We start from the raw sequence: 24,896 nt of genomic DNA, 5'->3' as shown, positions 1-24,896 counted from the left end.
TTCATGATCCTTTTACTTTATCGCTTTTACTTTTTCTTTGTATTTTTTATATCGCTACCGGTGCCTTAATATGAGGGTGGGACTGGTAGTCGGTTAGTGTAAAATCATCATAGGTAAAGCTAAATATATCTTTTATCGCTGGATTTAGCTGCATCCTGGGCCGTGCAAACGGTTCGCGGCTTAATTGTTCTTCAGCCTGGTCCAGATGATTCAAATAGAGGTGAGCATCGCCCAAAGTGTGTACAAAGTCACCTAATTTCAACTCACATACCTGTGCAATCATCATCGTTAACAATGCATAGCTGGCAATATTAAACGGTACACCTAAAAATACATCGCCGCTGCGCTGGTAGAGCTGACAGGACAATTTGCCATCCAGTACATAAAATTGAAACATGGTGTGGCAGGGGGGTAACGCCTGTTTACCCATCGCCGCGTTCTCTTTCGGTGAATACTGGGTATCAGGTAACACCGCGGGATTCCATGCACTGACAATCAGACGCCGGGAATCCGGGTTCGTTTTAATTTCGTCTATTACCGCTTTGATCTGATCCACGCTGGTACCATCACCGGCGTCCCAGCTGCGCCACTGTTTGCCGTAGACAGGCCCAAGTTCGCCTGCATCGGTTGCCCATTCATTCCAAATCGACACGCCATGCTCTTTTAGATAAGCAATATTGGTCTCACCCTGCAAAAACCAGAGTAACTCATGAATTATCGACTTCAGATGACATTTTTTAGTGGTCACCAGCGGAAACCCCTCCTCCAGATTGAAGCGCATTTGATACCCAAATACACTTAAGGTGCCGGTTCCTGTTCTGTCTTCCTTTTTAAATCCATGCTCTTTCACATGGCGCATCAGTGCCAGATATTCTTTCATAATTACTTTGCCTGTGCTGCAGCGGGCGGATACTCACCCTTCTTGTACGCTCGTATAATGAGAAACAAACCAATCAATATCATTGGCAAGCACAGTAGCTGCCCCTGACTTAACCCCATCTGATACAAACCGATGTGCGCATCTGGTTCGCGGAAAAACTCGACAATAAACCGGAATGCGCCATAGCCGAGCAGAAACAGCCCGCCCACCGCGCCCACAGGTCGCGGTTTTGCCGAGTAAATCCAGAGAATGGCAAACAGCACGACCCCTTCTAACGCAAATTCATACAGCTGCGACGGGTGACGGGGTTCAGGGCCCGCGTCGGGAAAGATGACGGCCCAGGGCACATCGGTGGGGCGGCCCCACAATTCGGCATTTAAAAAGTTACCAATACGTCCGGCGCCTAATCCAATTGGTACCAGCGGCGCAACGAAATCACCCACCTGCAATAACGATGCGTTCATACGTCGAGCCTGAATGACCAGGGCAATAATAACGCCCAACAGACCACCGTGGAAAGACATGCCGCCGGTCCATATTTTAAACAAATACAGCGGGTCTTCTAAAAACATGCCAAACTGATAGAACAGCACATAACCTAATCGGCCACCCAAAATCACGCCTAAAAAACCCCAGAATAGCAAATCACTAAGCTGATCTTTGGTCCATGGCGTGCGTTCCAGACGTTTGTGCGCCAGTATATAGGCGGCAACAAATCCAATTAGATACATCAACCCATACCAGCGCACACTCAGTGGCCCTAAACTGAAAATTATGGGGTCGATACTGGGAAATACCAGATAACTGCTTTCTGCCATGCTTTAATTTATTCCTACAATCATTCGAATACTGACCAGGATGAGTAACCCTGCCAGCAGTTTTTTTAATAATTCAGTGTCAACACCCTGACCCACACGTGCGCCAATACCGGCGGTAAAAATTGACGTTGCTACAATACCAAATGTTGCTGGCAGGTACACGTACCCTAGTGTCATTGCCGGTAAATCAGTTTGTTTAAGCCCTGCAAAAATGAAGCTGGCGGTACCAAAAACAGCCACTATTAGGCCACACAATGCAGCACAACCGATGGCCTGACGCATGTTCACCCGAAACCAGACTAGCGCAGGTACCAGTAACACACCCCCACCTATCCCCATCAACGCACTGACAAAGCCACTGCCTGCGCCGATGGTGCTCAGTGTGGCACGATTGGCGTGATGTGAAGAGGTAGTGCGCTTTCCAAATATCATTTGCAAGGCAATGACAATCAGCATGGTAGCAAACACGTTTTTTAACATTGCGCCTGAAATAGCGCTGGCTACTTGAGCGCCAGCAATCGCACCCACGGATATTCCCACGCCACACCAGATCACGATATTACGCTTTAGGTTACCCAATTTATAATGCGCTCTGGCTGAAGAGTATCCAGTAAAGATGATGGTCGAAAGCGAGGTTGCCACAGCCATGGGCATGACCTGCTCCAACGGTAACCCTGCTACGCTCATCAGTAAATAGGTCAGCGCGGGAACAATAACGAGCCCACCGCCTATGCCGAACATACCGGCCAGAAAGCCCACAATTAACCCGATCACCAAACAACAAGCAAAGATTATTGCTGCTGGATCCATGCCACTTCCAATGCGAAAAAATTTGCGCGTAGCCTATCACAAAATGCGTACGAGATGAGCGGAAATTATCCACCTGCGCGGATTAGACCCCCTAACCCTTTATGTTCTAAAAACTCGTTAATGTGTTGAAACACTTCTTCATGACTGGTGGTTGTTAACGCACATGAGAGTAAACGCTTACTTTCTTTAAGTGTAACGTTGCGAATGAGCCAGTTCACTTTTCTCAAATTATACGCATTCATACTCAGTTTGCGATAGCCCATGCCCATTAATAAAATAGCGCCACCGGGTTCACCGGCGATCTCGCCGCAAACGGTGACCGGAATATTGTGATGATCAGCTTGTTTTACGATGTCATATAGGGCACTGAGAACTGCCGGGTGATAGCAATTATACAAATTGGCGACACGTGAATTATTTCGATCCACCGCCAACAGATATTGTGTAAGATCATTACTGCCTACCGAGAAAAAATCCACCTGCCTGGCTAGCTGCGGTAATTGATAAAGCACAGATGGAACTTCCAGCATAATCCCGATAAGGGGTTTGTGCAGTATCACATCCTGCCCTTTTATTTCATCGCCAATTTCGTAAAAAGCCTGGTCGATAAGACGCTTCGCTTCTTTTACCTCGCTGACTGAGGTAATCATGGGCAACATAATTTGCAGATTGTTTAGCCCCAGGCTGGCGCGTAGCATGGCGCGAACCTGCACCAGAAATATTTCCGGATGATCCAACGTCAGGCGCACACCCCGCCAGCCCAGAAACGGGTTTTCTTCGCTGATAGGAAAATACGGAAGCGGCTTATCTCCGCCGACGTCAAGGGTACGCATGGTAATGGGCTGGGTAGGCGCTGACTCAAGAATTTGCCGATACAGCAGCACCTGCTCCTGTTCAGAAGGAAAACGCTCGCGCAGCATAAATGGGATCTCGGTGCGATATAAACCAATGCCCGCACTTTGCGAATTGCCCGCCATCTCGATTTCGGTAGACAGCCCCGCATTCATGTACAACGACATTCTCCAGCCATCAGGGCTTTCCGAAGGACTATCCGCCTCTTCTGCAATGCGTTCGGCCAGCACCTGTTCTTCTTGAATAAGTTGCAGAAACTCCGCCCGGATGGTGGGTGAAGGGGTAACGATGACCTCGCCAGCATAACCATCGAGTAAAATTTCTTTCTCATCCAGTAACGCGGGCGACACGTTTTGACAGCCCATGACCGCAGGCACGCCCATTGCCCTGGCCAGTATTGCCGCGTGTGAGTTGTTTGAACCGCGCACTGAGACGATGCCTTTCAGGTACTGCGGTGGAAACTCAGCCAGCATGGAGGCCGACACTTCATTGGCAATAAGGATGCTATCTTCCTGCGGTACTTTACGCTCGACTTTCTGACCTTTAACGGTGATGAGGATATTGGTGAGGATGCGGTTGGACAAATCGATAATATCAATGGCGCGCTCCTGCATGTAGGGATCTTCCATATTCTCAAAGCGCGCAGCGTAATCTTCCACCACCATTTTTAACGACGAGGCGGCATCCCAGCCCTGATGAATTTTGGCCTCAACTTCACGCCCCAGACTGTTGGCATCCAGCAGGTGATGATAAAGCTGAAAAATCGACTTAACATCATCCGGTATGCCGTCATCAAGGCCCTCCGACAGGGTATCCACTTCTTTGCGGGTAACTTCCACCCCCGTACGGTAGGCTTTGACCTCATCAATATCGCCACGCGCTTTACGCGCCACCCACTGACGTAAATCAATTTTGGTGTCAAAGGCAAACCCTTTGCCCACCGCAAGACCCGGTGAACCAGCTACCCCGCGTACATTTTTTTGTCGGGGCGCAGCATCAACTGACGTGTTGCTTAGCGCGCCACGAATATCGGCATTGGTAATTTCTAACGCAACCTGTGCCGCCAGGGTAACCAAAAAGGCTTCTTCGTCTTCGCTGAACCGGCGCATTTCACCCTGCTGCATGGTGATAACACCCAATACGCGGCGTTGATGAATAATCGGCGTGCCCAAAAAGGCGTGGTAATTTTCTTCTTTGACTTCCGGGTAGTGCTTAAACCGCGGATGGGCTGGAGCGTTTTCAATGTTCAGCGGCTCTTCTCTTTGCCCGACTAGCCCAATCAGGCCCTCAGAAAAGCCGATGCGCACCAGCTCAACCGACTCCAGCGCCAGACCGTCAGTGGCTTTAAGCACAAACTCCTGATTGTCATAATCGGCTAAATAAATGGAGCAGGAGTCAACATTGGTGGTTTGTTTTACCCGTGTTGTCAGGCGGAACAATGCCTCATCAAGCACAGGGATCTGGATCATCTCCTGAACGATACGCTTGAGAGTTGTCAGCATACTGCCGCTTTGCATTGTCGCCACCTTGTGTTGCCTGACCGACTACATAACCTAACCGCTTCTACGTTTTTTACGGGAACGTTTGGGATGAGCAGGCTGCGTTCGCCCCGGTGCCATCACCACCGGGCAGAACTCCTTCATCACCCGTCGATATACATCGCGTTTAAAAGACACCACATTTCGGATGGGATACCAGTAGCTCACCCAACGCCAGTCATCAAACTCAGGATGACCAGTTTTGAGCACATCTACATCTTTTTCAGGGCACTCCAGTTGCAGTAAAAACCACTTCTGTTTTTGCCCAATACACACCGGATTGCTACCTTGTCTGACTAACCGTTTCGGCAACTTGTAGCGCAACCAGTTGCGGGTAACCCCTAGCACAGAGACATCTTCAGGATTTAGCCCTACCTCTTCGTGCAACTCCCGATACATAGCTTGTTCTGCAGTTTCCCCTTCATCAATTCCGCCTTGTGGAAACTGCCATGAATGTTGACCATAACGCCTTGCCCAAAATACTTGTCCTATTCTGTTGCAAATCACTATACCCACATTCGCACGGAATCCATCGGCATCTATCACTTAGACTCCCGGGCACGATAAACTTTTCTATTTCTGCATTCTTCCATAAACTATAGCCCTTTCAAAGTATTAATATTTTTCTAACGCAAAAAGGGCAAAATATCCGTGCTTCCTCCAACCACACCACCGGCTGATACCAGCGATTTACTAGCCCGCTGTCAACAAATTGCCGGGCTCAGCCTGGGTGAACTAGCGACATTGGCGGGCATTCAGATCCCGCCTGACTTCAAGCGACACAAGGGATGGACGGGACTACTAATCGAAACCTGGCTCGGTGCAAGTGCTGGATCTAAACCTACTCAGGATTTTCCGGAACTGGGTATTGAGTTAAAAACCATTCCCATCAACGCCACAGGCGAACCGCTGGAAACCACGTATGCCTGTTACGCGCCTTTGCTCATCCCTCCAGGCACCAATTGGGAAAACTGCAATGTACGCAACAAATTAGCCAACGTGTTGTGGATGCCTGTGGAGGGTGAGCGTGCCATTCCTGTAGCGCAAAGAAGGATCGCCATGCCTGTTTTGTGGACCCCCACCGCGCAGCAGGATGCCGCCCTTAGACAGGATTGGGAAGAAATAACTGAGATGATTGTATTAGGCGAAGTTGAACGCATCACCGCACGCCACGGTAAAGTGATGCAACTACGCCCCAAGGCCGCAGATGGCAGTGTATTGACGGATGCATTTGGCCCCGAAGGAGAGAAAATAAAAACCCGTCCGCGGGGTTTTTATCTACGCAAAACCTTTACCGGCCAAATACTGCGGGACGCGTTTGCCAATTAATGCGCCTATCCGTCATTCCCGCGCAGGCGGGAATCTCCCAACCAGCAACTGGCTAAATATCGACATCCGCCAATTCAAAGATAAACGCATAACTCATCGCATAAAGTCGCAACCGTTCGAACCGGCCCGAAGCACCACCGTGTCCCGCATCCATCTCAACTTCAAACAACAGCAGGTTTTCATCGGTTTTCATTTCACGCAGCTTGGCCACCCACTTCATCGGTTCAAAATATTGCACCTGAGAATCATGTAGGCCGGTGGTTACCAGCATGTGGGGATAATCCTGCGCTTTCACCTGATCGTACGGCGAGTACGACAACATATAATGATAGGAGTCAGCATTTGCCGGGTTACCCCACTCACTGTATTCTCCGGTGGTCAGCGGTATGGTCTCATCACTCATGGTGGTCACCACGTCAACGAATGGTACGTTTGCCACGATACCGGTATATTCTTCAGGTGCCATGTTAGCTACTGCGCCCATCAGTAAGCCACCCGCGCTGCCACCCTGGGCGAACACGCGCTCTTTATCAGCATAGTTTTCTGTCGTTAAATAACGGGTGACGTCAATAAAATCGGTGAACGTATTAATTTTATTGAACATTTTGCCGTCTTCGTACCATTCACGCCCCAGCATTTGTCCGCCACGAATATGGCTCAGTGCAACTACAAAACCACGGTCAAGCAACGAAATCCAGTTACGCACGAATCGCGGCTCAATGGTAGAACCGTAGGAGCCATAGGCATATTGATAAAGCGGGTTGGTGCCGTCCTGTTTAAAGTCAGCTTTGCGATAAACCAGCGAAACTGGAATTTCTTTACCATCACGCGCAGGCACCATAATACGTTTGGATTCATAGGCACTTGCATCGAACTCTTCGTTAACCTTTTCCTGCTTTAACTGTGTCAATTCCAGGCTATTTAAATCTACATCGTAGACCGAGGGCGGGGTGGTTAACGAGCTATAATAAACGCGCAGTTTATCTGTATCGACCTGGGTGTTTTCTTTAAACCACGCCCCAAATATTGGATCAGGCATTGTGAGTAACTGGGTTTGCTTATTATCCAGGTTAAGCACTTTTAACCGTGTTAACCCGGCTTCTTTTTCGTTGTACGCCAAATGTCCGCGCATCACTTCCATATCACTGATAAATACATCGGGGTCATGCGCGACTACCTCTTGCCAGGCCGAGGTATTGGTTGTTTGGCTGGCATTGACTTTCATAATGCGAAAGTTTGTGGCGTTTAAATTGGTAAGGATGTAGTAGGTATCGTCGAGTTTAGCTATTTCGTACTCCAGCCCCTCTTTCATTGGGGTGAAGCGTCGCGCTTTGGCCTTCGTATCGTTGGCATTAATAATACTGACACCGCGCTTATCGGTGCTGTCATGGTAAATATAAATCACGTCACCATCTTTGCTTTTATCCAGGCTGGTATAAAAAGTGTGATCAGTTTCTTCGTAGATCAGTTCATCGGATGCCTGCGGCGTACCGATTTTATGGCGATAAACCTGATAACCCAGTAAGGTTTGCAGGTCTTTTTTAATGTAGTAGACATGCTCACTATCATTCGCCCATACCACTTGCCCTGAAGTATCAGCTAAAGTGTCGTTGAGCCTTTCTCCACTTTTCAAGTCTTCAAACACAATGGTATAAATTCGACGGCTTACTGTATCCGTAGAATAAGCGAGCAAAGCATTATTGGGGGCAACGGCAAACTCTCCCAGCCGGAAGTATTCATGTCCCGTCGCCAGTTTATTCTCATCAATCAGAAGCTCGGGCTCATCCGCATCTGTCGCTCTGCGATAATGCAAAGGGTATTCTTTATTGTCTTCGTATTCTTTGTGATACCAGTAGCCATTTTGTAAATAGGGTACCGTTGCATCGCTTTTAGGTACGCGCGAAACCAACTCATCAAACAGGGATTCGATATCGTTTTTTAGCGGTGCAAGTACGGCGTCGGTATACTCATTCTCTTTCTCCAGATGCGCAATTATCTCAGCATCTGTGCGGCTGTCGTCGCGCATCCAATAGTAATGGTCAATGCGCGTGTCACCATGCGCAATAAGTTCTTTCGCCTCTTTACGCGCAACGGGTGGGGTCATCTTGGTAGCGCTTTGCAACCTTTGCGCAGGCTCAGGCGGTGTAGACGGTTCACTGGGATGTTGATTGCACGCCGTTAGCAAGGTGATAACAGCAAATGGCAGCCAGGTTTTATTCATAAATTGTCCTATCAATACAAAGGATTTGGAGCATGGATTCAGGACAAAATGAGCGAAAATGTAAGTTAATGTCAGCTGGATGTATTATCGCAAACACTTCACTCTTTACGCATATGCAGTTGCGCAAGCTTCGTCCATGAGCAAAGATTTATCAGAGTAAACAACCGCTCTGCATGCGTCAACGATTGAATTTTATAACGCGATGAAAACTACACAGTTGGCGAAGACCTGCGAGGACGTGGTACACAACCTGTAATGCGCGCCCCCCTTCACATTAGCTGACCGAGGAAAGTTTTAACCCTACAATACCTGCGATAATCAGCAGCAGACTGATTGCTTTAACCATTGATAAGGTTTCTTTAAACACAAATACACCCACGATTACGGCACCTACCATCCCAATACCCACCCATACGGTGTATGCAATACTCAAAGGGATAGTGCGCATGGCAATACTTAAGAAATAAAAACTGGCGACCATCGCGGCAACGGTGATCACAGAGGGCACGGGTTTGCTAAAGCCATCGGTGTATTTGAGCCCTATCGCCCACACCACTTCAAGCAAGCCAGCAAAGACAAGTAATAACCAATTCATTACGAACCCTTCTCTGGGGTCGTCCCCATTAGTTAAACGATATTTTCAGGGTCGTCCCTGAATACCGCGGCAAGGTAGCACAGGTAAAATTGTCAGGCAATCATATGGACAGCTGCACCCGTTAACCGAGGGGTAACGGGGTACGCCGCGTTAGCGGTCAGTAAAAGCGTGAAACCCGCCATAGACCATTCTGCTCGCATCAAAACCGGTCTCAATGGACGCCATCAGTGACGCCATTCTGCTATCGGTTGCCACTTTGGCATTCGCCCTATCCCGATCTTCTCGAGAGGCGAACGCCACCCAGCCGAAAATCACCGTCTCATCTTCGTTAACCTCAAGCGCGTCAGTAAATGAGCGGGTACCTGCTAAAAGCATATCGTCGCCCGTAAACTCACAGTAGTGCAGTGCGCCATGCTCTTTCCATATCAGCGCAACCTCTGCTGCCAGCTGTCGGTAATTATCCAAACAATGGCTGGCGATTGGAAAAGCAAAGCCATCAATATATTGCATCGGATTAACTCCATTGGGGTAAAATTGCTTTGTTAGTTGAGGAGAATGCTTACTGGTTGCAGCTTTTTACGTTCAGCCTTTTATTTGTGCATCACCAACATTGTAAAAAGAACGTATCGCTTTTATCTGATCGCCCTGCAGGGTGTACCATTCGCACACCACCATTTCCAGGCCGGTATTCGCATTTTTCTGCTCAAACTGCACGCAGACCTGATTTGCTTCTGTTATCTGATTGATAACGGTTAACGTGTTGCCCAGAAAATCAGATTTATTCTTTGCTACAATCTCCAGATAGCGTTGTTTACCCTTAATGGTGCCAAACGGACTGGTATGGCAAAAGCTATCGACGATTGGCAACGCATCGATATCGCCCGTTTCCCAACACGTCAGCCACTTGTTAATCACCGGATGCACATCATTCTTATCCATTAATTGCTTTCCTCGCCTACTTATTGATTTGCCTTAACATTAAACCACCTTGCACCAGACAGTTCGCCAGCGTTCGACTTTTTCAGCGGGCGACAACTGTTTAGGGCTAACAGTTATTGAGGCCTGTAACCTGTACTGCTGTGCGAACAGTTGCCTGGACGCAGCGCCTCTCACTTCGCCATCTTGTTCATTGGTAACAGCAACAACCTGATGGCAATGATCACACTCCCAAAATGTTGCTTGCCCGGAACCCTGTTCGAGTGGGTTCAATGCTTCTTCGGGTGCAAATGATAGCGTACCGTCCGGGTCTGAAAAGTAAGCAAGGCCACGCGCGACGCAGAAATCGCAGTCACATTCACGCGTCTGGTAAGTGTCTATCGGCGAGGGTAAATCGATTGACAGACTGACCTTGCCGCAAGTACAGGAGGCTGAGTAATTCATAGTACTATTTCCGTTGTCATCGCACTCATTGGACACACGAGCTGCGAATTATGGCGTCATTCATAAAAAAATTATCCTTAATGTGCATTTAGCCCGTATAAAAGCGAAAAGCACGAGGACACTCAACACATTACGCTTCTCGGCGCGCAGAGTGAAATGAGTGTAAGACGCTTTTACCTTATTAAAAATAACGTAATAAAAGACCGATCAGGAGATCTTTATGACTGCCAGAGTATTAGCCGAAGTAGCAGCCAGCATTACTGAATTAAAAGCTAACCCGATGAAAGTTGCAAGCAGTGGATATGGCGATCCGGTGGCCATACTGAATAGAAATAAGCCGGCGTTCTACTGTGTTCCTGCGGATGCGTATGAAAAAATGATGGACCGATTAGAAGATCTCGATCTTTTCCAACTATTTGAGGAACGGAAAGGTGAAGAGAGTATTTCAGTCAGTCTGGATGACTTGTAAGCGAGCCGACTGTTACGCGTATGGCAGCTCCATAATCGTCTCGTCGAACTCGTCTTGCTCAATGATTGTAAAGTCGAAATCCGCAAGGAACTCACGCATAACATCGTGTCCTTCGACGTAACATAGTGAAATGAAATTAAAGCCTTTCAGCGCTTTAATTTCATCGTGCGCTAATTAGTGTGCTGAAGCCTTATCAGGCGTCCGCCCTCGCGGTCTTCCAGCGCATAAATGTTACCCATATCATCCTGCACTACCTCGCGCACCCGTTCGCCCCACTCGTATCGTTCAGCTTCCTCAACCTTCCAGTTGCCTTCATCGTCCTGATTGAATGTTACGCGCACTAGCGCTTTGGAGGACAAGCCACCAATAAAGCCATTGCCCTTCCAGTCAGCGTGTAAGTCGCCCTTATAAATGAAAAATCCCGCAGGGCTGATGGCCGGTACCCAGGCAAGCTCGGGGGCTTTAAAAATAGGGTAGTCCTCGTGATTGGGTATTTTTACGTCAGAATAATGATCGCCCTGTGACACCATGGGGTAACCGTAGTTGCGGGCTTTTTCAATAAGATTGAGTTCATCTCCATGCTTTGGCCCCATTTCGTGCGCCCACAAATTGCCCTGCTCATCAAAATCAATGCCCAATGAATTACGATGACCCAGGGTCCAGATTTGTGCAGTCACACTGCCATTACCATAAAATGGATTGTCTTCCGGTACACTGCCGTCATCGTTCAAGCGCAATATTTTTCCTAAGTTCATCGCCATATTTTGTGCCGGAGTAAACTTCTGTCGTTCTCCGGAGGTGATGAACAAGTAGCCGTCAGGGGAAAACACCATGCGATGGGAATAATGCCCATTGCCAGTTACTTTGGGCGACTGATGCCAAATCAGTTTTCTTTCCGACAAGCTTGCGCCACTATCGGTGATATTCAGTTTGGCGCGTTCAATTACCGCGCCACTGAATTCATCATTTTGCGGATCGCGCTCAATGTAGGACAGATAAATAATGTTATTGGTGGCATAGTCAGGATGGATGATCACATCCCCCAGACCACCCTGCCCGCGCGCGGTGACCTCAGGCACGTTAGACACGGAGAAACGTTTTTGCTGGTCCTTATCCAGTAACCACAATTTACCTGCTTTTTCCGTTACCAGACTATGTCCATCGGGCAAAAACGCCATCGCCCAGGGCTGATCGAAAGTTGTTATCACATCACCTGTCAGTGACGTGCCCTGACTTCCCTTCATTTCAACCTGCGCAGACTGGTCGGACTGACCAAAGGTAACAAATGACATCGTTAGCAGCGTAATAAAAAACACAATTTTGTTGAGCATGGTGATTCTCATTTTTTTAGGTTCGCGCAACATCCGCCACATGGTGAGGTGGCATGCAAATAATTAACAATAGTAGTAGTTACGGTTTTTACTCGCTTAGGCTCAACTTGTTCTGGCTTTCAGCCATTCTCTTACGCGTTGCAAAAGCATGACAAACATTTTTGCGGTGATGTGCTGGTTTGCAACAAGCGATATGAGTGAGTCTACGTTTTTTTGTCAGGCTGATTTAGATTAATTAGCGATATACAGAATTACGGGCTGAATGTTATCTAAGTTGATGCTTTGTTTAGAACCTTTTCACACAATCTGATCATTCGAAATGCATCTGACTTTTTGGCCACTAAATCGGCTAAATAGTTGCTCGTGTGGTGTTTTGCTAAACGTATCGTTGCGGTTTTCGTACTGTCTTATCCAATGGATTAGCATATCCAGGTTGGCGTCCTGCGCTTCTTTGGATTCGTATTTATGCGGCTCCCACGGCCTGGACTTTGCGTTTTCAACACAGTGTTCAATTGGTAGACAAAGGTAAATAACCTTTGTGGCGCCCTCCATCGCAAACGCCAGCAAATCGGAGTAACACCCTTCGATTATCCAGTTTTTGTTATTGTTCATAAAGTGCTTAATGGATTCACATGATTGGGCAACAGGGCGACGAACCGGTGGTGACACCGGCTCCCAGGCCAATGTATCAAGGTCCAGATGTGCAAGCGCACTTTCCTTTGCCATTCTGGTTGCCAGCGTAGATTTACCGGAACCAGAATTACCAAAGATAACAACTCTTGCCATAACTTCTCTTTAAGTTCTGCATCCTAGCACCAGCTAAAGAGCAATAAACACAATGCGATAATAATACAGCTGCGACATTAAGCCTTTACCCCGTCGCGTACCGCGCACGTCTTAATTATAGAAATCTACTTTCATCTTACGGACTATAGTTTGCAGGCTTATTACACGCTGAGATACTAACAATTTTCCCGTGCCCCCTAACCCTGAATCTCCCGCTGAAGCAGAGCAACAAGTTTCCCCGTTTTTGCTGTCCACGCTGTTTGTGCAATTTCTGGCGCTAATATTTGGACTACCATCCAACCTTCCTTGCCTTCTTGATTCAGTATTGACGGTAAATCGGGCAACTTCGATTTTTTCAGTCCCGTTAAGAATCCTTCGTTTGTTTCGATTTCCAGAGTTTTAAATTCGTATCTTTTCATAGCTGATATTTCCTTGTGTTCTAAGTCTCTGAAATCTACATCTAATGCAGAAGCTAAAGCCTTCTTTGATTGCAATGAAGCCGTTGCCTCCTTTTCTATACGCTGAATGGTCCTCAGGTTTAAACCAGAGGCCATTGCTAACTCTTCTTGCGACCAACACTTTTCTGTTCTGAGGTTCAGAACAAGCTCTGCATTTATTTTCATAAATTCCTTTTGACCATTTTGGGAGACAGCTATAGTTTTCGATAAAACTGCGGAAAGATTTACGTATTTACTACGACACTAATACGAAAGTTTTACGACATTTTACGACAGCTTGCAATAACGGAAGGTTTTCGATCTCATTGATGGGCAAAGTACATTGTTATCATCGCGAGGCGGCGCTGTGATTTTGTCTCTGGCAAGCGCAGCGAGTGTTAATGGGTCTGTTGATTGCCGTTCACTCAATGCACGCGCTCACTCTGTGTGTATATGGATTAGAAGTTTGCAATGAATAGTCGCACACAATTTTGAGTTGATGCAGAAACCAAACCCGCGGCTTGAATGCTGGCTGAAAGAAAAGTCTTACCTTACGCGACGCTTGCTGAGAGCCTTATGAAGGACTTGCTGAACAGCAACGCAATCCTATTTACGTAAATGTATCTATGTACAACGACTCTACTTTATCCCTGGCCCATTGTGTTTTACGTAAAAATTTTAAAGATGATTTAATTGAAGGGTCATTACTAAAGCAATTAACCCTTATCCGTTGATATAAACCATCCCAACCATAGTGCTCATGTAATCGGGTCAGAATTGTTTCCAACGTAAGTCCATGCAAAGGATTATTAATTTGTTGCTGATTCATCACGCACCTTAGAAGTTTTAGCTAGCGCTATACGATAGCCGTTGAAGTTTGTTAAGTAATCATGTTTCGTTGCATATATAGTGCTTCCAAGAACTGTGTTGGGTTAGTCCTGCAGCTAACACCCGCGTAAAAGGCATAAATACGGCGGCTATAATCGGAACGAAGTGACACTGCCGCCGTGTATGCGTCCAGCGAGCAACGCGAGCGAGTTTATTAAGTTGTTAGGTACGTTTATAAACATCAGAGCGATGCCCGACTTTTATTACCTGTACTGCAAGCTCGTTTTCTCGGATTTCATAAATTATTCTATAAAGGCCCTGCCGGATACGATACAAGTCTTGTCCACCAAGTTTAATCGTTCCATCTCTTCGCGGGTTTTCAGCTAAAGGGTCAATTTTTGCAAGGATCTTTTTAATGTCTGATTTGGGAATTGTCCTAAAATCTTCTGTTACAGATTTCTTGACAGTGATTCTATATTTTTCCATCAGCTTCCAAACTGTTTAGCAAGTCCTCATAGGAAATTTCGGGCTCTTTGGCCCTTTGCCTTACCGCGGCCAAATCTTCTTGATCTTCTTTCATGAGAAGTCTCACTGCCTCATCAATCAGTTCTGATATTGAGGTGTCTGATGATGCTGCTCGCAGCTTGAGGGCGTTGTGAATTGCTGGCTCGAAATAGACGGTTGATCGTTTAGATAAAGTACTCATGAATGAGTCCTCACTTAAGTAACGTTAAAACATTATAGCGTCAAAATGTTATTCTGGCTAACTTATGCTCCAAGGTCCCTGACTTACCACATAATGGGTAAAAAGACGGAGGTTAAAATACCGAGCGAAGCGACAGAGCCCACGTTTTACTGTCCCAGCGAGCCTGCGAGCGGCTTAATGTGATTGTTATGCGCTATTGACTTACAATGTATGGGTACCATAATTAGGTATATATTGGTACTTGGAGAAAGTAAATGGCTAAAAATACCAGCATTACCCTTGGAGACCATTTTGATAGCTTTATAGCTAGTCAGATTCAAACTGGTCGATATGGTTCAGCGAGCGAGGTGATTCGTTCAGCTCTCCGCTTGCTCGAAACACAGGAAACCAAATTAAACACTTTACGTCAATTACTTGTAGCAGGCGAAGAAAGCGGCGAAGTTGAATACGACCTAGAGCACCTGATATCAGAATTAGACGGTGAATTGAAAGAGTGAAACCATTTAAGTTAACTGTACTAGCAAAATCCGACTTGAAAGATATCGCTTTGTTTACGCAGCGGAAATGGGGCCGAGAACAGCGTAATGTATACCTTAAGCAATTCGACGATTCATATTGGATGCTGTCTGAAAATCCTGATATTGGCAAAAGCAGCGACGAAATAAGAGAAGGATACAGAAAATTTCCGCAAGGTAGCCACGTTATTTTTTACAAACAAACAGGCAGTCAGGAAATTCTGATCATAAGAATCCTTCATAAAAGTATGGATGTAAACCCTTTACGCTTTGGCGCATAACGGGCAAATTTACGTAGGCTATAATACGGAATGAAGTGACGGGAGCCTATGTGTTATTGTACCCAGCGAGCGCAGCGAGTGGTTTATGCGTTTGTTAGGTGCTACCGCCTCACAGGTTCTGGTTTTTTGCCATGATAAGACAAATATAATTGTTTTAGATTTTCTGGAACCAATGGCCATCCTAGATCGATACCTTTTTGATTTGATTTCCAAAAAAGATGCTCAACGTAGTAAACATCAATATATTCAAACTCTATCTCACTTGCACCATTTAGTTTTTCGCTCATGTAGTGCAAGTGGGATTTAGCTGTTTCCAAATCCCCATCATTAAAAGCAATACTGGTTAAATTTGCGAACTCTCCCATTCGGAACGTTAGCGCCCAAATTTCATGCCTTTCCATCAATGGGATAACATCGGGAAACTTCTTTCTTATCTCTCGAATAAACCTTCGTATTTTAAATTCTGGTAGATGTTTCAAGTAGCACCTAACACCCACATAAGGGGCAGTAACACGTGGGCTAAACTCCGAGCGAAGCGACAGAGCCCACGTGTTACTGTCCCAGCGAACCTGCGAGCGACTTATTGTGATTGTTATGTACGTTTATAAACTTCCTAATTAACTTTGATGTTACCTTTGCTCGCCTGTTGTACCGCAGTATAAGGAATGACAATTGTGTCAGCGGCTACCGAGAATGCTGTGTCTATGACGAAAAATGGAACATTGCCGAATCTTGAGCCAAGATTTTCGACTCTGCTAGGTTCACCATAGAGCAGACAAAAATTATACACAAGTCCGCTGTATATTCTTGGGATTTCTGAACAGTAACTTTCTTTGCCTCGGTGTTCGATTTGAACATGGTTATTAACCGGATCGATGGTTTTAACTGTTGCGCAAGAGAAACATAGTGAAGACAGTAAAAGAAGAACAATACTTTTCACTTTATCAAGTCCTTTAAGTACATAACGGCCCGCATAACGGGCAAAAATACGTAGGCTACAATACCAAGCGAAGCGCAGGGAGCCTACGTGTTTTTGTCCCTAGCGAGCGCAGCGAGTGTTAATGCGTTATATTACAACCATGCTTTGCAATGCGCATCTGCATGCGTATACTTGGTGGTGAAATTAGTTGGAGTGATAAAATGCAAGATTTATATGACGTCCATGCCCCCAAGAAAGCGACAAATCTAAGCTTGAATAGCGACTTATTGCAAAAAGCTCGAAGTTTAAAAGTTAACCTGTCTGCGACCTTAGAGCAAGCACTTAGAGACAAGCTAAAAAGTATTGAAGCAGAGAAATGGAAAAAAGAAAACAAAGCTGCCATAGCTGCATACAACGAGTTTGTTGCTGAGAACGGTTGTATAGGTGATGAGTACAGGAACTTCTAATGGCGCAATTTGATGTTTACAGAAACCCAAGCAAGAAAACTAGCAAAGCTTACCCTTTTCTTGTTGATGTTCAAAACTCTGTAATTGACCAATTGGCAACAAGGCTGGTTGTACCGTTAACAACTAGCAATACTAAAAACAGTTTTTACATGAAGAAGCTGACGCCGGAAATAGAATTCGAGGGCACAACATATCTATTTCTAGCACAACAACTTAGTTCTATACCCGAAGACGTGCTCAAGGATCGCATTGGTTCGTTGGAGCAATCCAGAGAACTGCTGATAGATGCAATAGACTTCGCTATCACTGGAATATAACTTCCAAATATGGGGCGCAAACGCGTGGGGCATAATAGCGAAGCGCCCCGCGTGTTTGTGTCCCAGCGAGCGACAGCGAGTGCCATAATTTGTTTGTTAGGTGAACTAGACTCTGGTTTATTTGAGCAACTTCCTAAAGGAATATACTAAATAAAAATAGAGCGCACTAAACACAACCAAGCTTAACATTAACAAAAGCTTTCCATGCTCTAGAACCATCCAATCTAGATCAAAAGCGAAGATGAAATATAAAAACAAACCGTGAGCAAGCAAAGCGATTACGAGAACCCAAACCATTGCTACAAGTTCAATTGCGGTATAGTAGTCTGTTTTGCCTAATACTCGGCATGTAAATTTAAAGACTCTCTCCAAGGGTCACCTAACTTCCCGCATAACGGGCAAATATACGTAGGCTAAAATACCGAGCAGAGCGAGGGGAGCCTACGTGTATTTGTCCCCCGCGAGCGAAGCGAGTGTTTATGCGCTTGTTAGGTGCACTTATAGAGCCCTTGCACTGCACTTTTAAAGCACTTGGCGTCCGCACATACGTCAATCATTTCGTTAAGTTCAAATACTTGGTACTCGGGGCCACCACAACTTTCCTCAACCCTTCGATAAAAGTATTGATGTAAAGTCTCTGCACTATGGCCATAAAAAGAAAGAACTCTGAGCTGCACTCTGCCGTCTTGCAGCTCAACTTCTTCATATCCTTCGCCCAGTCCGAATTTGACGGGTTGGTAATTGAAACTCGGCTCAGTGCTGCAGCCAAATACAACCAAAATTAAAAGAGCGGACCACTTCTTCATGTACACCTAACTTCTACTTAAAGGGCAAAAACACTGTGCTAAGCTCTTTGCGGCACAGTGTTTTTGTCCCAGCGCGCCCGCGCGCGTTTTAAAGTTCTTGTTAGCTGCCTTCATTTAAAAACAACTCAATTTTCTGTTGAATATGTAAAACCATATCATCTGGAACTTCAGCAGATTTATAATGAACGCCAAGCACAGTTTGACCACATCTTTTTGATAGGAAATTTGCTGCTTCGACCTCTAAGGTAGCCATAAAGTCCCTCTTTGGTTTATGGGCTTCAAAATCTGATTGTTCTTCAAAAAATGGACCCAAAGCAATCATCTCAAATTCACTTCGAACAGGATCGATACCTGCTTGCTTTAGACGTTTTGCCATCGAGCTACCCTTTGCATTCATCCTAAAATCTAGATGTTGACCTATCCGATTGAATGGTGAAGCAGCATTGGGAGAAGAGCTATCTCCAGTTCTACCAACATAAAAATATGAATTTGATTCATAGCATATTTTCCAGACATAAAGCCAGAATCCACGCTCAAGAACTTGTCCGCTGAATTTCATCTTATAGGATGGTATGTCCATAACTTACCCTAGGCAGCTAACATATTATTAGACACCAATTTTGTGGTGTCTAAATACCCCAAAAACGGGGTAATTTGTTCATTTAATATTTTCAGTATGCCATAGCTTTCAGATTTTAATAGTCTAAAGGTTGGTTCAGAAACATTGTCGTGTTTAAACATACCAATATAAGAATTAACTTATTTCTGCTGTTTAAAACTGGGCTCACAGCCAGTTTCTCTTAGACTGTTTTGTGATTAGCATATTTTTATTTTTAATTGCTATGCAAAGCCCATTTCTAACCCACATTGCCGATTTTATGCGCATGAAGCGCTATGCCAAACGCACCATCAGTACTTATCTGACCTGGATTACCGACTATATCCGCTTTCATAAATACCAACACCCTGCTGAACTGCATGTTGATGCGGTGGAAGCGTACCTTACTTATCTTGCTACAAAGCGCAAAATGTCTACTGCGTCGCAGGCCATCGCACTTAATGCGTTAGTTTTTTTATATGCGAACGTGGTTAAGCAACCGCTGCCAAAAGACATGGCGTTCGTGGGCAGCAGCAAGACCAAAAAGCTGCCGGTTGTGCTTACGCGCGATGAAATAAACCGGTTATTGCAGCATGTTCCGCAAAAACATTATCTGGCGGTGGCCATGTTGTATGGCAGTGGCTTGAGGTCGATGGAATGTGCGCGTCTGCGCGCTGGAGACATTGATTTGCAGTATAAATGCGTGCGCATTTGGTTTGGCAAAGGTGGCAAACACCGCATTGTGACGCTGTCTGAAAGACTGATTCCGCAATTGAAAATCCAATTGGATAAAGTCGCCACTGTGCACAGACAGGATCGCACTGTGAATGACTTTGCGGGTGTGTGGCTACCTCACTCGATGCGAAAAAAGTCACCTTCGTACCCTTTTAAGGTCGAGTGGCAATATTTATTTCCTGCCCCTGCGCTTAGCCTTGACCCCGAAAGCAATAAATTGCGTCGCCATCACATTAATGAAAAGCAAATTCAGCGAGCCGTGAATATCGCTACTACGGCGGCAGACATCGATAAACCAGTCTCGCCGCATACATTGCGTCACTCATTTGCAACGCATATGTTACAGGCTGGGGCAGATATTCGCACAGTGCAGGAGCAATTAGGCCATTCCGATGTGCGCACTACACAAATTTACACCCATATACTGCAGCAAGGGGCTGGCGGCGTGGTCAGTCCGCTTAATCATGTTTAACGCAGGTGATGTGTCGCTGATGTCCAACAAAGCTCGCTTTGTCTGTAACATGATTTGCCGCTACGCATTAGGCTAATCGCTGGATAAGTTTAGATTTTGCCAGTACAGGTCGCCCTGCACGGCCACTTCACGGGTTCTTTCCATCACTTGCACTAAACTGGCAATCTTGTTGTTCACCCAGGCTCGTGCTTCCTCGGGGGCGGTTAATTCTGTACCGTTAAGCGCATTTTGCAACATCAGCAATGCTTTTAACTCGTCGATTCCCATCACTATATCAAGCCAGGGAGCGCGAAACTGTCGGTGTTCGCGGGGAAATAAATCGGCCAGCAAAAAGCCGTTCCACAGGGTCTGACGCAACAACATTTCAATCGCGGCATAGTTTGCCTCTTTCATATTCCGCTGTTTTGGCATGCTTTGTTGCACGGTTTGCCAGCCTTGCGAAAGCCAGCCTTTGGCGTGTTCCATCACCGGCACATCTGCCCCCGGCGCATGGGACTGCCAGGGTTTCAGTTCCAGTAATTGTGCGGCACCTAACTTAATTGCCGTTGATTCGGTGGCGTAAAAGGCATGCGAAGGCTCGTGAGCATGTAACAGGCCCGCTTTTCTGCCTTGCAGGTAGCTTACCAGCGCCGGTTGTTTAGTTAGAAAACGGGCGAACAGACTTTTTTTAGACAGCAGGTAACGCAAGCTCTGTAAATCGTCCACCCAACTCCATTGCTGGGCGTAGTCCATCAGCTGCTTGTGCAGCGCCAGCATTTCTGGACATTGCAGTACGGGTAGATATAGCGACACGCTCTGTAGTAACAGGCGCACACTGATACCCACTTCTTTGAGCATTTTCACCGAGCCGGTTTCGATAAACAGATGTTCGTGATGTTGCCAATGACGAAGCGCACATTTTACCGCTTCTGCAAAGGCGGCTTCGGTAGAAATATCTTTATGCAACGGTAGCACCGCGGGTAACGGCTCAACATGCAGTGACCAGCCGTGCAGCAACTGATAGCCAAGGGCCGCTTTGGATACATCGCTTAAGCGTACCTCAGCCTGTTGATTGACCAGGTTTGCCAGTGCAAACAGGTCTTCAACCTTTCCCGATTTTAGCTCCAGTTCAATTTCGTTAATGGGCGCGCTGATTTTCTCTGTCGCGGCTTCCCCTTTATCTACCACCATCTCAATCTGGCTGTCGTGCCAATGCACAAGATACCCTTCACGCTCAAAATGTGTGGTGAACTGCTGGGTTAACTGCGTATTAATATCGACGATGTTCCAATCTTGTGGCCAGATATCGTCAGGAAAAAGGGTGAGATCGGGTACCGGCTTAGATAGTTTGACATTATATTCGCCCCGCGCGTGCAATCCGGCATCAACCTTGCCTTGAGTTTTAACCGTTTGTTCGATTAGTTCGTCACTCTGCCTGACGCGAAAGCCTATTTTATGCTCGTGAAAAACTTGATCTGGCGTGTCGTAATAGTCGTTTTGCAGTGACTGTGGCGGCAATTTTTGTAATCTTGCCCCTGCCTTTTCAACAAACGGCGCAACACGCTCTTCAAGTAGTTGGTGACTTGACTGACGGGTGGCAAACTTAATTTCTATTTCGGCCATATGAAGGGCTGGCAAATGTAATAATAATGATGCGACACCTTACCCGTGTCATTCATCATTGGCAATCTACCGGGATAAAATTGTTTATCACTGATCCTGGATAAAACACAACGGGCTTGCCTTTATGCGGGCTTCGCCCTACCATCGGGAGTTGATTTAAATTGTATGACGGATTTTCTATGTTTCGAAATTGGCTGCTAATTGCTGTCATTTCTTTATCAGCGCCTGTGATCGCACAGGAAAATACGCTGGATATCGAACCATCTTCAAATCACTATATCAGAGATGATTTGTTTGTATTTTTACATGCTGGCGCTGGCAGAAATTATCGTATTCTCGGCTCAGTGGAGGCGGGTACCCCCATCACGGTGTTGCAACATAACCGCGAACAGGAATTTACCGAAATACGCGACAATGAAGGCCGTACTGGCTGGGTAGAAACCAAGTTTGTCAGTAACGAAATTTCCCGTGGCGAACTGGTGCCGGTGTTAACTGAACGTTTAGCGCAAGCCGAGTCGGGCACGCAAGGCTTACAATCAGAAAACCAGCGGTTGAACCAGCAGCTTAATGACGCACGCCAACAGGTATCGAAGCTTTCAGCCCAGGTCAGCGAGCAGGAACGCGAAATTAAGCAGCTCTCGCAGCAGGTTGATGACAGCGAGCAAAAGGAACTGGTGCGCTGGTTTACCCGTGGCGGTATGGTAGCAGGTGCAGGCATTTTACTGGGTGTTATTTTAACTTACCTGCCCAAGAAAAAACGCCGGGATGATCAGTGGATGTAAGTCATTGAGTCACTATTACCAACAATGCTTGTAAAGTAAACGCGGTGTCCATCAGCTCCTGAACACCGCTTTCTTCGCCCACTTCTTCCTCTGCACAAAATAAAAAAATCGTTCTGACTTACATTAATGTAAACAAAAGCAATGCTATAAAAATGTTTTGCGTCAGGAGATTTTCATGCCAAAAAGGCATCTCACACTATTATTCACAATCATGCTTTGCAGCATCCTAAGTGCCTGCTCACCCAATGTTGCAGGCACCTACGGAGAAGGCATGGCCACTGTGGTCATTGAAAACGGTAAATTTACCCAGCGCACCCTGGGTACCGAAGTCGCATTTGATTATAAAGTAGAGGACGATAAGATTGTTGTGGCAGTATCCGAGCAGGCAAACCTTGTTTATCATATAAATGAAGCGGGTGACCTGGTTGGCCCAATGGGTATAACATTTAAAAAGCAATAATAAAGCAGGGAGTGAAGTATGGCGTATGATTTTGGCTCGGCAACCTTAGGGATTAAAAACCCTTTTAAGGCAGAAGGACGCTTCAGGGTGATTACGGGAGCCATCCTCATCGGCGCCGGGGTGTTTCCATTAATGCAGGTAGCCACTGCGGTGCAGCAGGGGTCGGTGTTGGGCTACATATATGCAGTGCTGGGGTTTATCCTGATAGCTGATGGTGCCAGGCATTTGGGCCGTGGCTTACTGCAACTGTTTCGCTACTTTGTCGGTCGCTCGGTGCCCAGTTCACTGGCATTCAATCACTCGCCTTCTGAACGCGATGTTGCCCAGCAGGAGAAAGATAACAACACCTTGCTGTACGACAGTCAGGATCTGTTCTCGATGTTGATGGGGCGCAAAAATATCACCTTTGCAGAGCCGGTTGGCTGGATGGCGCGCCTGCTGCATTCGCTTTCACCTAACCTGACGTTTTTACCCTACCCTCTGCGCCACCTGGCGCAGGAAATGGGCTCATTAATAATTAACTTTGTCGCCGGTCTGATTTTATTTGCCGTGGTGTGGTTTGTTGTGTCTTCCGGGCTGGCCGGAAAAGTGGCTCAGCAAATTACCTTGCCCATTATGGCACTGGCGTTGCTGATTTTCTTTATGGTGACCTGGCGCAATACGGCCAACCGTATTCATAACGAAGGCAATCAGTCGCTGCATAGCACCGGTGGCCTTTCATTTGGCATTTTGTTGGCACTGAGCATCCTGGTTCCTGTGGTAACAGGTTACTTTTTCGATCACATCTTTGCCGCTGATCTGCAAACCGTCGAAGAAATTAACCGCCATTTGCTGACCTTTAGTGTGTGGAGCAATTTAGCGTTATTGCTGGGCGCCTGCATAGTGGTCATGATGGGGATCATGCCCAACCTGTATACACGCCTGAAAAAAGCCACGCCCAAAACCGAGGTCAGTGAATACCGCGACAATTTGCAGGAAAGCATTCATCCTAACGAAGTGTTCATTAATGTTGAAAATATTATCCTCACCAACCGGCGTTATAAGGAAATCCCAAACCGTGTCTATCAGAATTTCGATCCCAAACTTAAAGCTGAAGCGGTGGATAAGGGCGCATTTTTCGGTGAGTTAATTATTGAAACTCAGCCTGCGTTAGCCGATAGCGAACCATGCTATAACAACGGTTTTCGCTATCTCACTAGTTTTCTGGCGCAACTGTGTGTGCTTACCGGATTCGCCTTATTCGCCATGTTTTTGCTTAATATCGGCGCTGCCATAGAATATTTTCAGGCACAGGATCGCTTACCTGCGATGAAAGAAATGACACCGGGCATCAACATTATTAATGACGCTAAGTTTTACTTTTTCGGCTGGCTGACCTTTTACCTGGCCGGTAAAATTCTTAACCGCGCGTCACACTTGTTCTGGGGTGAGATGCAATTTTCTTCGCTGTTAATGTTTATGAAAACAGAAGGCACCTTTACTGAGTCTAAAGTGTCTACGGGGATGTCTATTCATGATTCCACGCGCTCTGAAAATACCGTGGTCAGAAGCTCTATCACCCCATGGATTATTATTTCCCGCATCACCTCGTCTATTTTTGCCACCAGCGGCCGTTCTAACCTTGAGTCTCCCCGGTTTATTATGAATATGTCCAGAGACGACACTGAACTGGGTAAAATTGTTGCAGAACTTAAAGCGTTCTTGAAAGGAAGAGAGTCAATCGCCTCGATCACCAGTGAGGCCGATTTGCGCAACGCCAGCACCATCCATCAGGTTAACCAGCAAACCCGTGCGCTGGATGGCGAGACATCTACTGCTAAAGAGAAACTTACCGTTAAGGAAGATGAGCAGGCCGCGGGTTATCTGCGCAATAACCCAACCAGTGCAGACGATAGCAATACTGAAGAGAATAAGTAACGCGCACAAAAAAGCCCTCGTAAAGAGGGCTTGATACTTAGGACA

General features: G+C 46.3%; 31 protein-coding genes. 10 read left to right on the top strand and 21 right to left on the bottom strand.

The window, feature by feature from the left end; all coding sequences use genetic code 11:
- Nucleotides 1-46: 46 nt before the first annotated feature.
- The 5 genes from HCJ96_RS09965 to rppH form a co-directional block, all read right to left on the bottom strand.
- Nucleotides 47-880 carry a thymidylate synthase gene (locus tag HCJ96_RS09965; RefSeq protein ID WP_169210904.1) on the bottom strand — a complete coding sequence of 278 codons (834 nt, stop codon included), beginning with the start codon at nt 878-880 and terminating at the stop codon, nt 47-49.
- Nucleotides 881-882: 2 nt separating this feature from the next.
- Nucleotides 883-1,698: a prolipoprotein diacylglyceryl transferase gene (gene lgt, locus HCJ96_RS09960; RefSeq protein WP_169210903.1), complete on the bottom strand. Its 816-nt coding sequence runs from the start codon at nt 1,696-1,698 to the stop codon at nt 883-885.
- Nucleotides 1,699-1,701: 3 nt separating this feature from the next.
- A complete protein-coding gene (locus HCJ96_RS09955; RefSeq protein WP_169210902.1) occupies nt 1,702-2,508 on the bottom strand; it encodes a sulfite exporter TauE/SafE family protein in 807 nt (268 codons plus the stop codon).
- Between the two features lie 65 nt (nt 2,509-2,573).
- Complete coding sequence (ptsP, locus tag HCJ96_RS09950) at nt 2,574-4,862, bottom strand: phosphoenolpyruvate--protein phosphotransferase (RefSeq protein ID WP_169211143.1); 2,289 nt, start codon at nt 4,860-4,862, stop codon at nt 2,574-2,576.
- Between the two features lie 51 nt (nt 4,863-4,913).
- Nucleotides 4,914-5,444 carry an RNA pyrophosphohydrolase gene (gene rppH / locus HCJ96_RS09945; protein ID WP_169210901.1) on the bottom strand — a complete coding sequence of 177 codons (531 nt, stop codon included), beginning with the start codon at nt 5,442-5,444 and terminating at the stop codon, nt 4,914-4,916.
- Between the two features lie 105 nt (nt 5,445-5,549).
- On the opposite strand from rppH, the gene mutH reads away from it, so the two are divergent.
- Nucleotides 5,550-6,227, top strand: a complete 678-nt coding sequence (gene mutH / locus HCJ96_RS09940; protein WP_169210900.1) for a DNA mismatch repair endonuclease MutH — start codon at nt 5,550-5,552, stop codon at nt 6,225-6,227.
- 52 nt (nt 6,228-6,279) lie between these two features.
- Here mutH and HCJ96_RS09935 read toward each other — a convergent pair whose 3' ends face one another.
- The 5 genes from HCJ96_RS09935 to HCJ96_RS09915 form a co-directional block, all read right to left on the bottom strand.
- On the bottom strand, nt 6,280-8,448 hold the full coding sequence (locus HCJ96_RS09935; RefSeq protein WP_169210899.1) for a S9 family peptidase: 2,169 nt from the start codon (nt 8,446-8,448) through the stop codon (nt 6,280-6,282).
- A 274-nt stretch (nt 8,449-8,722) separates the two neighbouring features.
- A complete protein-coding gene (locus tag HCJ96_RS09930; RefSeq protein WP_169210898.1) occupies nt 8,723-9,043 on the bottom strand; it encodes a DMT family transporter in 321 nt (106 codons plus the stop codon).
- A 150-nt stretch (nt 9,044-9,193) separates the two neighbouring features.
- Nucleotides 9,194-9,553, bottom strand: a complete 360-nt coding sequence (locus tag HCJ96_RS09925) for a DUF1428 domain-containing protein (protein ID WP_169210897.1) — start codon at nt 9,551-9,553, stop codon at nt 9,194-9,196.
- A 72-nt stretch (nt 9,554-9,625) separates the two neighbouring features.
- Nucleotides 9,626-9,982 (bottom strand): nuclear transport factor 2 family protein, encoded by a 357-nt coding sequence (locus tag HCJ96_RS09920; RefSeq protein ID WP_169210896.1) that lies wholly within the window; start codon nt 9,980-9,982, stop codon nt 9,626-9,628.
- A gap of 39 nt (nt 9,983-10,021) precedes the next feature.
- Nucleotides 10,022-10,423 carry a GFA family protein gene (locus HCJ96_RS09915; RefSeq protein WP_169210895.1) on the bottom strand — a complete coding sequence of 134 codons (402 nt, stop codon included), beginning with the start codon at nt 10,421-10,423 and terminating at the stop codon, nt 10,022-10,024.
- Nucleotides 10,424-10,643: 220 nt separating this feature from the next.
- On the opposite strand from HCJ96_RS09915, the gene HCJ96_RS09910 reads away from it, so the two are divergent.
- Nucleotides 10,644-10,892, top strand: a complete 249-nt coding sequence (locus HCJ96_RS09910) for a type II toxin-antitoxin system Phd/YefM family antitoxin (RefSeq protein ID WP_169210894.1) — start codon at nt 10,644-10,646, stop codon at nt 10,890-10,892.
- Between the two features lie 170 nt (nt 10,893-11,062).
- Here the strand turns inward: HCJ96_RS09910 and HCJ96_RS09905 are convergent, their stop codons facing one another.
- The 6 genes from HCJ96_RS09905 to HCJ96_RS09880 form a co-directional block, all read right to left on the bottom strand.
- Entirely contained in the window at nt 11,063-12,223 is a 1,161-nt protein-coding gene (locus HCJ96_RS09905; RefSeq protein WP_169210893.1) for a PQQ-dependent sugar dehydrogenase, read from the bottom strand.
- Nucleotides 12,224-12,520: 297 nt separating this feature from the next.
- Nucleotides 12,521-13,009, bottom strand: coding sequence for an AAA family ATPase (locus HCJ96_RS09900; RefSeq protein ID WP_169210892.1), 489 nt, complete (start codon nt 13,007-13,009; stop codon nt 12,521-12,523).
- Between the two features lie 197 nt (nt 13,010-13,206).
- Entirely contained in the window at nt 13,207-13,632 is a 426-nt protein-coding gene (locus HCJ96_RS09895) for a DUF4177 domain-containing protein (protein ID WP_169210891.1), read from the bottom strand.
- A gap of 424 nt (nt 13,633-14,056) precedes the next feature.
- Nucleotides 14,057-14,275 (bottom strand): VF530 family protein, encoded by a 219-nt coding sequence (locus tag HCJ96_RS09890; protein WP_169210890.1) that lies wholly within the window; start codon nt 14,273-14,275, stop codon nt 14,057-14,059.
- Between the two features lie 221 nt (nt 14,276-14,496).
- Complete coding sequence (locus HCJ96_RS09885; RefSeq protein ID WP_169210889.1) at nt 14,497-14,760, bottom strand: type II toxin-antitoxin system RelE family toxin; 264 nt, start codon at nt 14,758-14,760, stop codon at nt 14,497-14,499.
- The gene (locus tag HCJ96_RS09880) at nt 14,747-14,980 is read right to left on the bottom strand and encodes a ribbon-helix-helix domain-containing protein (RefSeq protein ID WP_163088620.1); all 234 of its coding nucleotides are present in this window, start codon (nt 14,978-14,980) and stop codon (nt 14,747-14,749) included. Before HCJ96_RS09880 ends, HCJ96_RS09885 begins: the two co-directional genes overlap by 14 nt.
- Before the next feature lie 254 nt (nt 14,981-15,234).
- Between HCJ96_RS09880 and HCJ96_RS09875 the strand changes: the two genes are divergently transcribed.
- Together HCJ96_RS09875 and HCJ96_RS09870 are read left to right on the top strand one after the other, a co-directional pair.
- On the top strand, nt 15,235-15,477 hold the full coding sequence (locus HCJ96_RS09875; RefSeq protein WP_169210888.1) for a type II toxin-antitoxin system ParD family antitoxin: 243 nt from the start codon (nt 15,235-15,237) through the stop codon (nt 15,475-15,477).
- Nucleotides 15,474-15,776 (top strand): type II toxin-antitoxin system RelE/ParE family toxin, encoded by a 303-nt coding sequence (locus HCJ96_RS09870; RefSeq protein ID WP_169210887.1) that lies wholly within the window; start codon nt 15,474-15,476, stop codon nt 15,774-15,776. Before HCJ96_RS09875 ends, HCJ96_RS09870 begins: the two co-directional genes overlap by 4 nt.
- A gap of 101 nt (nt 15,777-15,877) precedes the next feature.
- Here the strand turns inward: HCJ96_RS09870 and HCJ96_RS09865 are convergent, their stop codons facing one another.
- Together HCJ96_RS09865 and HCJ96_RS09860 are read right to left on the bottom strand one after the other, a co-directional pair.
- Nucleotides 15,878-16,255, bottom strand: a complete 378-nt coding sequence (locus HCJ96_RS09865) for a DUF7674 family protein (protein WP_169210886.1) — start codon at nt 16,253-16,255, stop codon at nt 15,878-15,880.
- A 134-nt stretch (nt 16,256-16,389) separates the two neighbouring features.
- Nucleotides 16,390-16,716 carry a YceK/YidQ family lipoprotein gene (locus tag HCJ96_RS09860; RefSeq protein ID WP_169210885.1) on the bottom strand — a complete coding sequence of 109 codons (327 nt, stop codon included), beginning with the start codon at nt 16,714-16,716 and terminating at the stop codon, nt 16,390-16,392.
- Between the two features lie 161 nt (nt 16,717-16,877).
- Here HCJ96_RS09860 and HCJ96_RS09855 point away from each other — a divergent pair, with 161 nt between their 5' ends.
- Both HCJ96_RS09855 and HCJ96_RS09850 read left to right on the top strand, forming a co-directional pair.
- Nucleotides 16,878-17,162: a type II toxin-antitoxin system CcdA family antitoxin gene (locus HCJ96_RS09855; protein WP_246261288.1), complete on the top strand. Its 285-nt coding sequence runs from the start codon at nt 16,878-16,880 to the stop codon at nt 17,160-17,162.
- Nucleotides 17,162-17,479 carry a CcdB family protein gene (locus HCJ96_RS09850; RefSeq protein ID WP_155015102.1) on the top strand — a complete coding sequence of 106 codons (318 nt, stop codon included), beginning with the start codon at nt 17,162-17,164 and terminating at the stop codon, nt 17,477-17,479. Before HCJ96_RS09855 ends, HCJ96_RS09850 begins: the two co-directional genes overlap by 1 nt.
- 488 nt (nt 17,480-17,967) lie before the next feature.
- On the opposite strand, the gene HCJ96_RS09845 is transcribed toward HCJ96_RS09850, so the two are convergent.
- Nucleotides 17,968-18,285 (bottom strand): hypothetical protein, encoded by a 318-nt coding sequence (locus tag HCJ96_RS09845; protein ID WP_169210884.1) that lies wholly within the window; start codon nt 18,283-18,285, stop codon nt 17,968-17,970.
- 100 nt (nt 18,286-18,385) lie between these two features.
- On the bottom strand, nt 18,386-18,865 hold the full coding sequence (locus HCJ96_RS09840; RefSeq protein WP_169210883.1) for a GIY-YIG nuclease family protein: 480 nt from the start codon (nt 18,863-18,865) through the stop codon (nt 18,386-18,388).
- 262 nt (nt 18,866-19,127) lie between these two features.
- Between HCJ96_RS09840 and HCJ96_RS09835 the strand changes: the two genes are divergently transcribed.
- Nucleotides 19,128-20,090: an integron integrase gene (locus HCJ96_RS09835; RefSeq protein ID WP_169210882.1), complete on the top strand. Its 963-nt coding sequence runs from the start codon at nt 19,128-19,130 to the stop codon at nt 20,088-20,090.
- 72 nt (nt 20,091-20,162) lie between these two features.
- Here HCJ96_RS09835 and HCJ96_RS09830 read toward each other — a convergent pair whose 3' ends face one another.
- Complete coding sequence (locus tag HCJ96_RS09830; RefSeq protein ID WP_169210881.1) at nt 20,163-21,692, bottom strand: CYTH domain-containing protein; 1,530 nt, start codon at nt 21,690-21,692, stop codon at nt 20,163-20,165.
- Nucleotides 21,693-21,871: 179 nt separating this feature from the next.
- Here HCJ96_RS09830 and HCJ96_RS09825 point away from each other — a divergent pair, with 179 nt between their 5' ends.
- The 3 genes from HCJ96_RS09825 (at nt 21,872) to HCJ96_RS09815 (ending at nt 24,851) form a co-directional block, all read left to right on the top strand.
- The gene (locus tag HCJ96_RS09825; protein ID WP_169210880.1) at nt 21,872-22,474 is read left to right on the top strand and encodes a TIGR04211 family SH3 domain-containing protein; all 603 of its coding nucleotides are present in this window, start codon (nt 21,872-21,874) and stop codon (nt 22,472-22,474) included.
- A gap of 175 nt (nt 22,475-22,649) precedes the next feature.
- Entirely contained in the window at nt 22,650-22,934 is a 285-nt protein-coding gene (locus tag HCJ96_RS09820; RefSeq protein WP_169210879.1) for a hypothetical protein, read from the top strand.
- 18 nt (nt 22,935-22,952) lie between these two features.
- A complete protein-coding gene (locus HCJ96_RS09815) occupies nt 22,953-24,851 on the top strand; it encodes a hypothetical protein (RefSeq protein ID WP_169210878.1) in 1,899 nt (632 codons plus the stop codon).
- Nucleotides 24,852-24,896: the final 45 nt, after the last annotated feature.

The sequence above is a fragment of the Alteromonas ponticola genome (assembly GCF_012911815.1).
In the GTDB taxonomy this organism is placed as follows: domain Bacteria; phylum Pseudomonadota; class Gammaproteobacteria; order Enterobacterales; family Alteromonadaceae; genus Alteromonas; species Alteromonas ponticola.
The sequence above is the reverse complement of the archived record's forward strand: the minus strand, read 5'-3'. Positions and strand labels throughout refer to the sequence as shown.

Excerpts from the sequence above, each read along its gene's own strand:
- HCJ96_RS09935 (WP_169210899.1), bottom strand. The coding sequence starts at position 8,448 with ATGAATAAAACCTGGCTGCCATTTGCTGTTATCACCTTGCTAACGGCG.
- HCJ96_RS09835 (WP_169210882.1), top strand. The coding sequence starts at position 19,128 with ATGCAAAGCCCATTTCTAACCCACATTGCCGATTTTATGCGCATGAAG.
- HCJ96_RS09880 (WP_163088620.1), bottom strand. The coding sequence starts at position 14,980 with ATGAGTACTTTATCTAAACGATCAACCGTCTATTTCGAGCCAGCAATT.
- HCJ96_RS09905 (WP_169210893.1), bottom strand. The coding sequence starts at position 12,223 with ATGCTCAACAAAATTGTGTTTTTTATTACGCTGCTAACGATGTCATTT.
- HCJ96_RS09965 (WP_169210904.1), bottom strand. The coding sequence starts at position 880 with ATGAAAGAATATCTGGCACTGATGCGCCATGTGAAAGAGCATGGATTT.
- HCJ96_RS09885 (WP_169210889.1), bottom strand. The coding sequence starts at position 14,760 with ATGGAAAAATATAGAATCACTGTCAAGAAATCTGTAACAGAAGATTTT.
- HCJ96_RS09910 (WP_169210894.1), top strand. The coding sequence starts at position 10,644 with ATGACTGCCAGAGTATTAGCCGAAGTAGCAGCCAGCATTACTGAATTA.
- HCJ96_RS09830 (WP_169210881.1), bottom strand. The coding sequence starts at position 21,692 with ATGGCCGAAATAGAAATTAAGTTTGCCACCCGTCAGTCAAGTCACCAA.
- HCJ96_RS09900 (WP_169210892.1), bottom strand. The coding sequence starts at position 13,009 with ATGGCAAGAGTTGTTATCTTTGGTAATTCTGGTTCCGGTAAATCTACG.
- HCJ96_RS09845 (WP_169210884.1), bottom strand. The coding sequence starts at position 18,285 with ATGAAGAAGTGGTCCGCTCTTTTAATTTTGGTTGTATTTGGCTGCAGC.
- HCJ96_RS09915 (WP_169210895.1), bottom strand. The coding sequence starts at position 10,423 with ATGAATTACTCAGCCTCCTGTACTTGCGGCAAGGTCAGTCTGTCAATC.
- HCJ96_RS09840 (WP_169210883.1), bottom strand. The coding sequence starts at position 18,865 with ATGGACATACCATCCTATAAGATGAAATTCAGCGGACAAGTTCTTGAG.
- HCJ96_RS09815 (WP_169210878.1), top strand. The coding sequence starts at position 22,953 with ATGGCGTATGATTTTGGCTCGGCAACCTTAGGGATTAAAAACCCTTTT.
- HCJ96_RS09920 (WP_169210896.1), bottom strand. The coding sequence starts at position 9,982 with ATGGATAAGAATGATGTGCATCCGGTGATTAACAAGTGGCTGACGTGT.
- HCJ96_RS09875 (WP_169210888.1), top strand. The coding sequence starts at position 15,235 with ATGGCTAAAAATACCAGCATTACCCTTGGAGACCATTTTGATAGCTTT.
- lgt (WP_169210903.1), bottom strand. The coding sequence starts at position 1,698 with ATGGCAGAAAGCAGTTATCTGGTATTTCCCAGTATCGACCCCATAATT.
- HCJ96_RS09930 (WP_169210898.1), bottom strand. The coding sequence starts at position 9,043 with ATGAATTGGTTATTACTTGTCTTTGCTGGCTTGCTTGAAGTGGTGTGG.
- HCJ96_RS09890 (WP_169210890.1), bottom strand. The coding sequence starts at position 14,275 with ATGAATCAGCAACAAATTAATAATCCTTTGCATGGACTTACGTTGGAA.
- ptsP (WP_169211143.1), bottom strand. The coding sequence starts at position 4,862 with ATGCTGACAACTCTCAAGCGTATCGTTCAGGAGATGATCCAGATCCCT.
- HCJ96_RS09850 (WP_155015102.1), top strand. The coding sequence starts at position 17,162 with ATGGCGCAATTTGATGTTTACAGAAACCCAAGCAAGAAAACTAGCAAA.
- HCJ96_RS09855 (WP_246261288.1), top strand. The coding sequence starts at position 16,878 with ATGCGTATACTTGGTGGTGAAATTAGTTGGAGTGATAAAATGCAAGAT.
- HCJ96_RS09820 (WP_169210879.1), top strand. The coding sequence starts at position 22,650 with ATGCCAAAAAGGCATCTCACACTATTATTCACAATCATGCTTTGCAGC.
- HCJ96_RS09955 (WP_169210902.1), bottom strand. The coding sequence starts at position 2,508 with ATGGATCCAGCAGCAATAATCTTTGCTTGTTGTTTGGTGATCGGGTTA.
- HCJ96_RS09825 (WP_169210880.1), top strand. The coding sequence starts at position 21,872 with ATGTTTCGAAATTGGCTGCTAATTGCTGTCATTTCTTTATCAGCGCCT.
- HCJ96_RS09895 (WP_169210891.1), bottom strand. The coding sequence starts at position 13,632 with ATGAAAATAAATGCAGAGCTTGTTCTGAACCTCAGAACAGAAAAGTGT.
- HCJ96_RS09925 (WP_169210897.1), bottom strand. The coding sequence starts at position 9,553 with ATGCAATATATTGATGGCTTTGCTTTTCCAATCGCCAGCCATTGTTTG.